Raw genomic sequence first — 12,545 nt, forward strand, 5'->3', positions numbered from 1 at the left:
CACCACTCGACTAGCCTGGGACACGTGGCCGACCCGACAACCTACCGTCCCGCCGCGGGGACGATCCCCACCGATCCGGGGGTCTACAAGTTCCGCGACGTGCACGGCCGGGTCATCTACGTGGGCAAGGCCAAGAACCTCCGATCGCGGCTCACGTCGTACTTCGCCGACGTCGTGTCCCTGCATCCCCGGACCCGGCAGATGGTCACCACCGCCGCGTCGGTCGAGTGGACGGTCGTCGGCACCGAGGTGGAGGCCCTTCAGCTCGAATACAACTGGATCAAGGAGTTCGATCCGCGGTTCAACGTCCGCTACCGCGACGACAAGAGCTATCCCGTGCTGGCGGTCACCCTCAACGAGGAGTACCCACGCCTGTTCGTCTACCGCGGTCCGCGACGTCGGGGGGTCCGCTACTTCGGTCCCTACTCGCATGCGTGGGCGATCCGCGAGACGGTCGATCTGCTCACCCGGGTGTTCCCCGCCCGGACGTGCTCCACCGGCGTGTTCAAACGGCACCGGCAGATCGACCGGCCGTGCCTGCTCGGCTACATCGACAAGTGTTCGGCGCCCTGCGTCGGCCGGGTGTCCGCCGACGAGCACCGCGAGATCGTCGAGGACTTCTGCGACTTCCTCGCCGGTCGGACCGACCAGATGATCCGCAAGCTCGAACGTGAGATGACTTCGGCCGCAGAGGAACTCGATTTCGAGCGCGCGGCGCGGCTGCGTGATGACGTCGGCGCGATGCGCCGCGCGATGGAGAAGCAGGCGGTGGTGCTCGGTGACGGCACGGACGCCGACGTGGTCGCCATGGTCGGCGATGAACTCGAGGTGTCGGTCCAGGTCTTCCACGTTCGCGGCGGACGTGTCCGCGGCCAGCGCGGATGGGTGGTCGAGCGGTCCGACGACGACTCGATGGGGGAGCAGGTGTCGCAGTTCGTCACCCAGTTCTACGGCGCCCAGGTCGATCTCGACGCATCGGTGCAGATCGACGACGGCCGCGCGCGGGGCGAGTCGATCCCGCGCGAGGTGCTGGTCCCCGAACTCCCGGACGATCAGGCGGAACTGCAGGAGTGGCTGTCCGAGCTCCGGGGCAGCCGGGTGGCGCTGCGTGTACCGCAGCGCGGCGACAAGAAAGCGCTCTTCGACACGGTGGCCCGGAACGCATCAGAGGCGTTGACACAACACAAGTTACGGCGGGCAGGTGACCTCACGACACGCTCGGCGGCGCTGACTGAACTGCAGGAGACACTCGGCCTCGACCAGGCACCGTTGCGGATCGAGTGCATCGACATCTCGCACGTCCAGGGCACCGACGTGGTGGCATCGCTGGTGGTCTTCGAAGACGGATTGGCGCGCAAATCGGACTATCGCCACTACTCGATCCGCCAGGCGGCCGGCGAGGGACGGTCCGACGACGTCGCGTCGATCGCCGAGGTCACCCGTCGCCGGTTCCTGCGTCATCGTCAGGACCAGGAGGCACCGGAGCGGCCCGCGGTGGATCCGGAGTCCGGCCGGCCCCGGAAGTTCGCTTATCCGCCAAACCTTTTCGTGGTCGACGGCGGAGCGCCCCAGGTGCACGCCGCGTCATCGGTTCTCGACGAACTCGGCGTGACCGACGTGGCGGTCATCGGTCTGGCCAAACGGCTGGAGGAGGTCTGGGTCCCGGGCGATGATGAACCGGTGATCCTGCCCCGGACCAGTGAGGCGCTGTTCCTGCTCCAACGGGTGCGCGACGAGGCGCATCGGTTCGCGATCACCTTCCACCGGAGCAAGCGCAGCAAGCGGATGACCGAGTCGGTGCTGGACGGGGTACCCGGTCTCGGCCGGACCAGACGCACCGCGCTGGTCACCCATTTCGGATCGGTGGCGCGCCTGCGGGAGGCGACGCTGGAGGACATCTCCGGTGTGCCCGGGATCGGGATGGCGACGGCCCGGGCGGTCGCGGCGGCCCTGTCCGGCGACACCGCGGCCGACGGCACCGCGCCAGACGGTGATGTTCCCGAGAGCGCCGATCCGGTGTACACATCCGACCGAGTGGAGGAGACGACCGGTGACCGAGCACCCTGACACCGTGAGCACCGACGACACCGACGCCGTGGGCGGCCTGATCGTGCTGTTCGTCGCGGGTATGTCCGGTGCCGGCAGATCGACGGCGGCCAACGTCCTCGAGGACGACGGTTGGTACGTGGCCGACAACGTGCCACCCACCCTGATCTCCACGATGATCGAGATGGTCCGTGAGTCCGACCCGGCCATCTCCCGGCTGGCGATGGTGATCCGCGCGTCCGACGAGGCGATCGGCAGTCAGCTCGACGACGTCCGAAAGACGTTGGAGGCGTCGGGTGCCCGCACGATGATCCTGTTCCTCGATGCGAGCGAACAGGTCCTCGTCCGTCGCTTCGAACAGGTCCGGCGCCGCCATCCCCTGCAGGGCAGGGAGACCCTGGTCGACGGCATAGCGCGGGAACGGGTCATCCTCGCACCCATCAAGAACGCGGCCGATCTGGTGGTCGAGACCTCCGCGCTGACCGCGGCCAAGCTGCGGGAGGTGGTCGAGGGGGTGTACCCCGACGAGGCCGACAACCGGCTCAGCGTGGCGGTGCAGTCCTTCGGGTTCAAGTACGGACTGCCGATCGATTCCGATCTCGTCGCCGACGCACGCTTCCTGCCGAACCCGCACTGGGTACCCGAACTGCGGGAACAGACGGGTCGTGACGGGCCGGTCCGCGATTACGTGCTCGGCCAGGACGGTGCGGGGCGTTTCGTCGACCTCTACCTCGAACTCGTCGGTCTGGTGACCCCGGGTTATCTCCGGGAAGGCAAGCGGTACATGACGATCAGCATCGGCTGCACCGGTGGGAAGCATCGCAGTGTGGCGATCTCCGAGGCGATCGGCGCCAGACTGCGCGCGCTGACCGACGGCGGAGGTGCCGCCAGGTACGACGTCCGGGTGATGCATCGCGATCTGGGCCGCGAATGAACGCCCCGGACGAGTCGGCCGCCCGCATGCGGATCGTCGCCCTCGGCGGCGGTCACGGGCTGTACGCGACCCTGACCGCGATGCGCTATCTCAGTTCCGACGTCACGGCGGTGGTGACCGTCGCCGACGACGGCGGGTCGTCGGGCCGGTTGCGCGCCGAGCTCGGGGTGATCCCGCCCGGTGACCTGCGGATGGCCTTGTCGGCCTTGATGTCCGCGCCCGCCGCCCTGGCGGCGCGGTCGTCGGAGCCGGGCCGCCTCAATCGGGACGGGCATCAGTTGTGGGCGAACACCTTTCAGCATCGGTTCGGGGGACGCGGCGCGTTGGCCGGACATCCGATCGGCAACCTGCTGCTGGCGGGGCTGACCGAGATGACCGGCAATCCGGTGGCGGCCCTCGACGAACTGATCGACGTGTTCGACATCGACGGCCGGGTCCTGCCGATGTCGACCGGTCCGCTCGAGATCGAGGCCGACGTCTCCGGCCTGGAGAGCGATCCGCGGATCAGTCGCTGCATCCGCGGGCAGGTGGCGGTGGCCACGACACCGGGGAAGGTTCGTCGGGTGCGGCTGCTGCCGACCGAACCACCGGCCTGCGACGAGGCACTCGAGGCGATCCGCACCGCGGACCTGGTCGTCCTCGGGCCCGGATCATGGTTCTCCAGTGTCATTCCGCACGTGCTCGTACCCGAACAGTTGAATGCGTTGGGGGAGACGGCGGCCCGCAAGATGCTGTTCGTGAACCTCGCCCCCGAGCCCGGCGAGACCACCGGATTCTCGGTGGAACGACACCTGCACGTGTTGCACGCACACGCCGATGTCCTCCGGGTGGATGACATCGTCGTCGACGCGGCATCGGTCCCGGCCGGACGTGAGAGGGATCACCTGGTCCGTGCGGCCGCATTGTTCGGCGCCCAGCTGCATGTCGGTGACCTCGCTGTTCCCGGCCGGCACGTCCATGACCCGGAGAAAGTCGCCACCCTGGTGAACCAACTGTGCGAAGGTGAATTGAGTCGATACGCTGTCCGGGCGCAAGAATCGCAGTGAGTCGTGCACGCCGATGACGGCATGATGATGGCGCCATGGTGGTGACACGGAGTCGGGAGGGCGCGGTCGAGGACCGCAGCATCCCGGCCCCGCGGACGCGCGACCTCCGCGCGGCGGGGATGCCTCGCTGATGCGGATGCAGATGGAGGTCCCCTCCTGGCGCACCACGGCGCGACCCGTGACAGGAGGATCGTGACAGGAGGGCAGGGACCGGTGGCGATGACCGCAGCGGTGAAGGACGAACTCTCTCGTCTGACGGTGACTCAGGTGAGTTGCCGCAAGGCGGAGGTGTCGGCGTTGCTCCGCTTCGCCGGCGGGCTGCACATCGTGGCGGGCCGGGTGGTGGTCGAGGCCGAGGTGGATCTCGGCAATGTCGCCCGCCGACTGCGCAGGGAGATCTTCGATCTGTACGGATACGGCTCCGACGTCCACGTGCTGCGCAGCGGGGGAATCCGCAAGGGCGCCCGCTACATCGTGCGGATCACCAAGGACGGTGAGGGGCTGGCGCGACAGACCGGGCTCCTCGACCTACGCGGACGCCCGGTGCGCGGGCTGCCCGCCCAGGTCGTCGGCGGCAGCGTTGCCGATGCGGAAGCCGCCTGGCGCGGCGCGTTTCTCGCCCACGGGTCCCTCACCGAACCCGGCCGGTCCTCGGCGCTGGAGGTCAGCTGTCCGGGTCCGGAGGCCGCGCTGGCGCTCGTCGGTGCCGCCCGACGACTCGGGGTGTCGGCCAAGGCGCGCGAGGTCCGCGGCGCCGACCGCGTGGTGATCCGCGACGGTGAGGCCATCGGTGCGTTGCTGACCCGGATGGGTGCCCACGACACACGCCTGGTCTGGGAGGAGCGCCGCATGCGTCGCGAGGTGCGGGCCACCGCCAATCGGCTGGCCAACTTCGACGACGCCAACCTCCGCCGGTCCGCCCGGGCCGCGGTCGCGGCGGCCGCCAGGGTCGAGCGGGCGCTCGACATCCTCGGCGACGAGGTGCCCGATCACCTGGTGGCGGCCGGCCAGTTGCGGATCACGCATCGGCAGGCGTCGCTGGAGGAACTCGGTCAGCTCGCCGACCCGCCGATGACCAAGGACGCGGTGGCCGGGCGGATCCGCAGGCTGCTCTCGATGGCGGACAAGAAGGCCCGCACCGAGGGGATCCCGGACACCGAATCGGCCGTCACGTCCGACCTGCTCGACGAAGCCTGACGTCGACCTTCTACCACGCCGGGGCGAATTGCACCCATTGGATGCCCATCTCATGCGGTCCTATTAGGCTGAAGTGGGCCGTGGGTCAGTTCACCATCGTGAACAACGACCGCGTTCCCGGTCCGCAGGCCTTGATGATGAATACCGCTAAGGAGCACAACAGTGACTGTTCGGGTAGGCGTTAACGGATTCGGCCGGATCGGCCGCAACTTCTTCCGCGCCATAGAAGCACAGAAGGCTTTGGGTACCACCGACATCGAGATCGTCGCGGTCAACGACCTGACCGACAACGCGACCCTCGCCCACCTGCTCAAGTTCGACTCCATCCTCGGCCGGCTTCCCCAGGACGTCAGCGTCGACGGTGACTACATCGTCGTCGGCGACCAGCGCATCAAGGCGCTCGAGGTCAAGGAAGGCCCGGCCGCGCTGCCGTGGGGCGATCTGGGCGTCGACGTCGTCGTCGAGTCCACCGGCATCTTCACCGCCCGCGCCAAGGCGCAGGGCCACCTGGACGCGGGTGCCAAGAAGGTCATCATCTCCGCGCCGGCCTCCGACGAGGACATCACCATCGTCATGGGCGTCAACGACGACAAGTACGACGGCAGCCAGAACATCATCTCCAACGCCTCGTGCACCACCAACTGCCTCGGCCCGTTCGCCAAGGTGCTCAACGACGAGTTCGGCATCGTCTCCGGCCTGATGACCACCGTGCACGCCTACACCCAGGACCAGAACCTGCAGGACGGCCCGCACAAGGACCTCCGTCGTGCGCGTGCCGCCGCGATCAACGTCGTTCCCACCTCCACCGGCGCGGCCAAGGCGATCTCGCTGGTCATCCCGGAACTGAAGGGCAAGCTGGACGGGTACGCGCTGCGGGTGCCGATCCCCACCGGTTCGGTCACCGACCTCACCGCGATCCTGGAGAAGGAGGCGACCGCCGAGCAGATCAACGCCGCGATGAAGGCCGCCGCCGAGGGCCCGCTCAAGGGCATCCTCAAGTACTACGACGCTCCGATCGTCTCGAGCGACATCGTCACCGATCCGCACTCGTCGCTGTTCGACGCGGGCCTCACCAAGGTCATCGGCAATCAGGTCAAGGCGGTCTCGTGGTACGACAACGAGTGGGGCTACTCCAACCGCCTCGTCGACCTGGCCGGCCTCGTCGGCAAGTCGCTCTAATCGGACCCTCGAACTCCTAGGAGTAACACCGCCATGGGTGTACCCACACTGAAAGACCTTCTGGATGAAGGCGTTTCGGGTAGGGGAGTGCTGGTCCGGTCGGATTTCAACGTTCCGCTCGACGGGACCACGATCACCGACCCGGGCCGAATCCTTGCCTCGCTGCCGACGCTGTCGGCCCTGATCGACGCCGGTGCGAAGGTCATCATCACCGCCCATCTCGGCCGTCCGAAGGGCGAACCGGATCCGAAGTACTCCCTCGCGCCGGTCGCCGCGCGGCTGGGCGAGGAGCTCGGCCGCAACGTCCAACTGGCCGGTGATGTCGTCGGGACCGATGCGCTCGCCCGCGCCGAGGGATTGACCGACGGTGACGTCCTGCTGCTGGAGAACGTGCGGTTCGACCCGCGCGAGACCTCCAAGGACGAGGCCGAACGGGACTCGCTGGCCAAGGCGCTGGTCGAACTCGTCGGCGACGACGGCGCGTTCGTCTCGGACGGCTTCGGTGTGGTGCACCGCAAGCAGGCGTCGGTCTACGACGTCGCCAAGCTGTTGCCGCATTACGCAGGCAATCTCGTGGCCGCCGAGGTGGAGGTGCTCTCGAAGCTCACCCACGACGTCGCCCGTCCCTACGCCGTCGTGCTCGGCGGGTCCAAGGTGTCCGACAAGCTCGGGGTGATCGAGGCACTCGCACCCAAGGTGGACACCCTGGTCATCGGTGGCGGCATGGCATTCACATTCCTTGCCGCACAAGGGCATCCGGTCGGCACGTCGCTGCTGCAGGAAGATCAGATCGGCGTCTGCAAGGATCTGCTCGAACGCTTCGGCGACGTGATCCGACTCCCGGTCGACGTGGTCGTCGCGGACAAGTTCGCCGCCGATGCGGAGGCGAAGACGGTGCCGGTCGAGGAGATCCCGGACGGCTGGATGGGTCTCGACATCGGTCCGGAATCGGTGAAACGGTTCGCGGCCGTGCTGTCCGGCGCCCAGACCATCTTCTGGAACGGACCCTCGGGCGTCTTCGAGTTCGAGAAGTTCGCCGCGGGTACCCGCGGCGTGGCCGAGGCGATCGCGGCGACCACAAAGGGCGGTGCGTTCACCGTGGTCGGTGGCGGCGACTCGGCCGCGGCGGTGCGCACCCTGGGATTGCCGGATTCGGACTTCTCCCACATCTCGACCGGCGGCGGCGCGTCGCTGGAGTACCTGGAGGGCAAGGAGTTGCCCGGACTGAAAGTGCTGGAGAGCTGATGGGTCGGAAACCGCTGATCGCGGGCAACTGGAAGATGAACCTCAACCACCTCGAGGCCATCGCTCTGGTGCAGAAGATCGCATTTGCCCTGCCCGCCAAGTACTTCGACAAGGTCGATGTCACGGTGATCCCGCCGTTCACCGACATCCGTAGCGTGCAGACGGTGGTCGACGGCGACAAACTCCTGGTGACTTACGGCGCGCAGGACCTGTCCGAGCACGATTCGGGCGCCTACACCGGTGAGATCAGTGGAGCCTTCCTGGCGAAGCTCGGCTGCACCTATGTGGTCGTCGGACACTCCGAGCGCCGCACGATGCACGCGGAGACCGACGAGGTGGTCCTCGCCAAGACCAAGGCCGCGCTGCGGCATGGTCTGACCCCGATCGTCTGCATCGGTGAGGGACTCGAGGTCCGTGAGTCCGGCGAGCAGGTCGCCTACAACGTCGCCCAGCTCAAGGGGTCGCTGGCGGGTCTGTCCGCGGAGGAGATCGGCAAGGTCGTCATCGCGTACGAACCCGTCTGGGCGATCGGCACCGGCCGGGTGGCCAGCGCCGAGGACGCACAGGAGGTGTGCTCGGCGGTCCGCGGCGCACTCGGCGAGATCGCCGACAAGGCGACCGCCGATTCCGTCCGGGTCCTCTACGGCGGGTCGGTGAACGCCAAGAACGTCGGCGACATCGTGGGTCAGACCGATGTGGACGGTGCGCTGGTCGGCGGAGCCTCGCTCAAGTCGGACGAGTTCGCCAACCTGTCGGCCATCGCCGCAGGTGGACCCCTTCCGTGACGATCGGGGCGTAACGCGTAGACTGTGGCAGGTTGTGCCCGGCGGCGGTGATCAGTACTGGTCATCGTGTGTGGCGCGACCTGCCACGGTGCGTTCGTGGCCCACTTCTTGCACCGACGAACAGGACTGACTACACGTGAAGCTCGCACTCGACATCGGATTGGTCATCACCAGTGTGTTGATGGTGGTGCTGGTTCTGCTGCACCGGGGCAAGGGCGGTGGCCTGTCATCGCTGTTCGGCGGCGGCGTGCAGTCCAGCCTGTCGGGGTCCAGCGTGGTCGAGCGAAACCTGGATCGGCTGACCGTCTTCGTCGGCATCATCTGGTTCATCTTCATCATCGGGATCGGCATCGACATCAAGCTCTCGTGAGCGCCTGACCCCACCCTCTTCATCGTCGTCGGCCCGGTGATCTGCCCAGCAGATCACCGGGCCGACGTCATCCCGTCGACGGGTTCCGGGCCGTCGCCGAGATCTCCGGGTCCTCCGAGATGCCACCGCCACCGGAACCCGGGATACTGGCAACCATGAGTGAACCGATCCCCTCTGCAGGTGCCCAGGCATGGCGGCCGTCGATCTCGATCGTCGATCACATCTCGGTCGACGACGAGGGGCGCGCGTTGACCGAGCCCTTGCGTGAGGACATCAGATTGCTGGGCGGCATCCTGGGCGACATGGTGCGTGAGCACTCGGGTTCCGAGGTGTTCGATCTCGTGGAGAGCGCCCGGATCGCCGCGTTCAAGGTGCGGCGCGCGGAGATCGACCGCGACGAACTCGCCGACATGTTCACCGATCTCGACATCTCCGTGGCCCTCCCGGTGATCCGGGCGTTCAGCAACTTCGCGCTGCTGGCGAACCTCGCCGAGGACATCCACCGCGAACGCCGTCGGATGATCCATGTGCGTGCCGGCGACCCGCCACAGAACAGCAGCCTGGATGCGACGTATGCGAAGCTCGCGGCGGCCGACATCGGCGACGAGGAGGTCGGGCGTGCGCTCGCCGACGCCACGGTCGTGCCGGTGATCACCGCCCATCCCACCGAGACACGGCGGCGGTCGGTGTTCGAGGCGCAGAACCGGATCACCGAGTTGATGCGATTCCGGTCGCGCACCGAGCTCACCCCGGCGGAGGACGCCACAGTCGCCGAGGGCATCCGCCGGCAGATCCTCACGCTCTGGCAGACGGCGTTGATCCGGCTCGAGCGCCTCACCATCCAGGACGAGATCCGGTCCGGGCTGCGGTACTACGACGCGTCCTTCTTCGAGGTCGTGCCCAAGATCAACACCGGCGTGCGCGCGGCCCTGCGCGCCGCCTACCCGACGGCCGACCTGGCCGACGATCCCATGCTGCGGATGGGCTCGTGGATCGGCGGCGACCGCGACGGCAATCCGTACGTGACCGACGAGATCGTCACCATGGCCACCACGTTGGCGGCGCGGACCGCGATCGGGCATCACCTCGACGAACTCAAGCAGCTGGCCCAGGAACTGAGCATGTCGACGCGGCTGATGGCGCCGGGGGACGAACTCTACGAACTCGCCGGTGTCCCGCGCGACGACCCGGCCGCCGACGAGCCGTTCCGGCTCGCCTTGCGGCACATCCGTTCTCGTCTGGTCGCCACGGCCACCGAACTGTTCGGCGAAGACGTGATGAAGGCCTCGGATCTGTTCCTCTTCGACGGCGCTCCGGCCTATGCCGCCGCCGCCGAGCTCCTCGCCGACCTCGACGTCATCGACGCCGGTCTGCGCGCGACCGGCGACGACATCATCGCCGACGATCGGCTGTTGTCGCTGCGCGAGGCGGTGCGCACGTTCGGCTTCCACTTGTCCGGCCTGGACATGCGGCAGAACTCCGACATGCACGAGTCGGTCATCGCCGAGTTGCTGGCCTGGGCCGGTGTGCATCCCGACTATCTCTCGCTCGATGAGGCCGATCGGGTGGAGATCCTGACCAGCGAGCTGAATGCCCGCAGGCCGTTGACCCGACCCGACGCCGCGTTGAGCGAGCTCGCCGTCAAGGAACTGAACATCGTCCGGGCGGCGGCCGCCGCCGTCGGGAGATTCGGCCCCCAGGCCGTCCCGAACTACATCATCAGCATGTGCACCTCTGTCAGTGACATGCTCGAGCCGATGATCCTGCTCAAAGAAGCGGGACTGATCGACATCGACGCCGAATCCGGCAAACTGACGTCCAGCGTGCGGATCGTCCCGCTGTTCGAGACCATCGAAGATCTCCAGCAGGGTGCCGAGACGCTCCTGGCAGCGCTCGACATCCCGCTCTATCGGGATCTCGTCGACGGGCAGTTCGGGATGCAGGAGGTCATGCTCGGGTACTCCGACTCGAACAAGGACGGCGGTTACATGGCCGCCAACTGGGCCCTGTACCGCGGTGAACTCGACCTGGTGGAGGCCGCGAAGAAGGCGGGCATCCGGTTGCGACTCTTCCACGGTCGCGGTGGCACGGTCGGCCGCGGTGGCGGTCCCAGCTACGACGCCATCCTGGCCCAGCCGCCCGGCGCGGTGCAGGGTTCCCTGCGGATCACCGAGCAGGGCGAGATCATCGCGGCCAAGTACGCCGAACCGGTCATCGCGGAACGCAACCTGGAGACGCTGCTCGCCGCGACCATCGAGTCGTCGCTGCTCGATGTCGAGGGACTCGGTGACGAGTCCGAGGACGCCTACCGCAACATGGACGAGATCGCCGCGCTCGCCCGGTCGGCGTACAGCGAACTGGTGCACGACACCCCCGGATTCGTCGAGTACTTCACCACGTCGACCCCACTGTCGGAGATCGGCGCACTCAACATCGGCAGTCGGCCCGCGTCACGCAAGCAGACCGAGAAGATCTCCGATCTGCGCGCCATCCCGTGGGTGCTGTCGTGGACGCAGTCCCGCGTCATGCTCCCGGGCTGGTACGGCACCGGTTCCGCGTTCGAACAGTGGGTGGGCGATGACGAGGAGCGGCTCGCCACGCTGCGGCGCTACTACGAGAAGTGGCCCTTCTTCCGCACCGTCATGTCCAACATGGCCCAGGTCCTGGCCAAGTCCGACATGGGGCTGGCTCATCGGTACGCCCAGCTGGTGCCGAACGAGACGTTGCGGGACAAGGTGTTCGGCATGATCGTCGACGAGCATGAGCGCACCATCGCCGTCTACGCGAAGATCACCGGCACCGACGACCTGCTCACCGACAATGCGGCGCTCAAGCGGTCCGTCTACAACCGGTTCCCGTATCTCGAGCCGCTGAATCTCTTGCAGGTCGAGTTGCTGCGCCGGTTCCGCGCGGGGGAGGACTCACCGGCCGTGCGTCGCGGCATCCAGCTGACCATGAACGGTCTCGCCACGGCGCTGCGCAACTCGGGCTAGCGGCCCGCGGGCGAATCAGCCCGGGAGCCGATGGGCGACGTTGCCCGCGATGCCGGGCGAGACGTCGTCGCGGAGCCGGATCGCGTGATCGTAGTACCGCTCGTCGAGGGGGAGGTACCGGATCGGTGCCTCCTGCGCGACACCCCGGAGTCGCCCGGCCAGGTCGTGTTCGACCTCGGGGATGCTCGCCTCGTCGATGTCGCGTGCCCGGGTGATGAGATGTGGCCGGAGCGCCTGCATGCCGGTGTACCACAGGGTTCCGTGCAGCGTCGTCCAGAGCACGTCCTCGACGTCACCGCTGATCCCACGGGGCCCGAGGCTCCCGGCCCGATCGCCTGCGGTGACGATCGTCAGTGCGCGCCGGCCGACCAATCCGCCGTCGCCGTACTTGCGGGCCCTCCCGGTGGCCGGGTCGATCACGTCATAGGCGAAGCCACGCTCGAAGACCCGGTCGATCCAGCCCTTCATGATTGCGGGCATGCCGTACCACCAGAGCGGGAATTGCAGGACCACCAGGTCGGATGCGCAGAGCTTGCGTTGTTCGGCCTCGACGTCGTGGCCGCCTTCGTCACGAAGGACCGGATCCCAGTCCATTGCATAGAGATCTGACCGCGCGACGTCCCAGCCGTTGTCCTGCAACACCTGTGTGCCGACGGTGTAGAGGTGTTTGGTCAGGGATCGTTCGTCCAGATGTGCCACGACCCATAGCGCTCGCATGTCCCGTGCAACGCGTGGGTGTCGTCGAGGCAT

Annotated in this window: 10 protein-coding genes; 9 read left to right on the plus strand and 1 reads right to left on the minus strand. The window is 67.5% G+C overall.

All coding sequences use genetic code 11. From position 1 onward, the window contains the following. The first annotated feature begins 24 nt into the window (after window positions 1–24). The 9 genes from uvrC (at window position 25) to ppc (ending at window position 11,795) form a co-directional block, all read left to right on the plus strand. Window positions 25–2,067 carry an excinuclease ABC subunit UvrC gene (uvrC, locus tag D7316_RS04335; RefSeq protein ID WP_124707198.1) on the plus strand — a complete coding sequence of 681 codons (2,043 nt, stop codon included), beginning with the start codon at window positions 25–27 and terminating at the stop codon, window positions 2,065–2,067. Continuing rightward, window positions 2,051–2,980 (plus strand): RNase adapter RapZ, encoded by a 930-nt coding sequence (rapZ, locus tag D7316_RS04340; protein WP_408609967.1) that lies wholly within the window; start codon window positions 2,051–2,053, stop codon window positions 2,978–2,980. Before uvrC ends, rapZ begins: the two co-directional genes overlap by 17 nt. After that, a complete protein-coding gene (locus tag D7316_RS04345; protein ID WP_124707200.1) occupies window positions 2,977–4,026 on the plus strand; it encodes a gluconeogenesis factor YvcK family protein in 1,050 nt (349 codons plus the stop codon). The genes rapZ and D7316_RS04345 overlap by 4 nt, the downstream gene beginning before the upstream one ends. 219 nt (window positions 4,027–4,245) lie before the next feature. Then, window positions 4,246–5,223: a DNA-binding protein WhiA gene (gene whiA / locus D7316_RS04350; protein WP_197718323.1), complete on the plus strand. Its 978-nt coding sequence runs from the start codon at window positions 4,246–4,248 to the stop codon at window positions 5,221–5,223. A gap of 162 nt (window positions 5,224–5,385) precedes the next feature. Continuing rightward, window positions 5,386–6,402 carry a type I glyceraldehyde-3-phosphate dehydrogenase gene (gene gap, locus D7316_RS04355; protein WP_124707201.1) on the plus strand — a complete coding sequence of 339 codons (1,017 nt, stop codon included), beginning with the start codon at window positions 5,386–5,388 and terminating at the stop codon, window positions 6,400–6,402. A gap of 33 nt (window positions 6,403–6,435) precedes the next feature. Further along, window positions 6,436–7,647 (plus strand): phosphoglycerate kinase, encoded by a 1,212-nt coding sequence (locus D7316_RS04360; protein WP_124707202.1) that lies wholly within the window; start codon window positions 6,436–6,438, stop codon window positions 7,645–7,647. After that, window positions 7,644–8,432 (plus strand): triose-phosphate isomerase, encoded by a 789-nt coding sequence (tpiA, locus tag D7316_RS04365; protein WP_124707203.1) that lies wholly within the window; start codon window positions 7,644–7,646, stop codon window positions 8,430–8,432. The genes D7316_RS04360 and tpiA overlap by 4 nt, the downstream gene beginning before the upstream one ends. A 136-nt stretch (window positions 8,433–8,568) precedes the next feature. Continuing rightward, entirely contained in the window at window positions 8,569–8,802 is a 234-nt protein-coding gene (gene secG / locus D7316_RS04370) for a preprotein translocase subunit SecG (RefSeq protein ID WP_124707204.1), read from the plus strand. Window positions 8,803–8,957: 155 nt separating this feature from the next. After that, window positions 8,958–11,795 (plus strand): phosphoenolpyruvate carboxylase, encoded by a 2,838-nt coding sequence (gene ppc / locus D7316_RS04375; RefSeq protein WP_124707205.1) that lies wholly within the window; start codon window positions 8,958–8,960, stop codon window positions 11,793–11,795. A 15-nt stretch (window positions 11,796–11,810) separates the two neighbouring features. Here the strand turns inward: ppc and D7316_RS04380 are convergent, their stop codons facing one another. After that, a complete protein-coding gene (locus D7316_RS04380) occupies window positions 11,811–12,545 on the minus strand; it encodes an NAD(P)H-dependent oxidoreductase (protein ID WP_269462484.1) in 735 nt (244 codons plus the stop codon).

The sequence above is a fragment of the Gordonia insulae genome (assembly GCF_003855095.1).
Taxonomy (GTDB): domain Bacteria; phylum Actinomycetota; class Actinomycetes; order Mycobacteriales; family Mycobacteriaceae; genus Gordonia; species Gordonia insulae.

What these genes read in the sequence shown, in the direction of transcription:
- D7316_RS04380 (WP_269462484.1), bottom strand. Translation starts at nt 12,545, where the DNA reads ATGCCTCGACGACACCCACGCGTTGCACGGGACATGCGAGCGCTATGG.
- D7316_RS04360 (WP_124707202.1), top strand. Translation starts at nt 6,436, where the DNA reads ATGGGTGTACCCACACTGAAAGACCTTCTGGATGAAGGCGTTTCGGGT.
- ppc (WP_124707205.1), top strand. Translation starts at nt 8,958, where the DNA reads ATGAGTGAACCGATCCCCTCTGCAGGTGCCCAGGCATGGCGGCCGTCG.
- whiA (WP_197718323.1), top strand. Translation starts at nt 4,246, where the DNA reads ATGACCGCAGCGGTGAAGGACGAACTCTCTCGTCTGACGGTGACTCAG.
- D7316_RS04345 (WP_124707200.1), top strand. Translation starts at nt 2,977, where the DNA reads ATGAACGCCCCGGACGAGTCGGCCGCCCGCATGCGGATCGTCGCCCTC.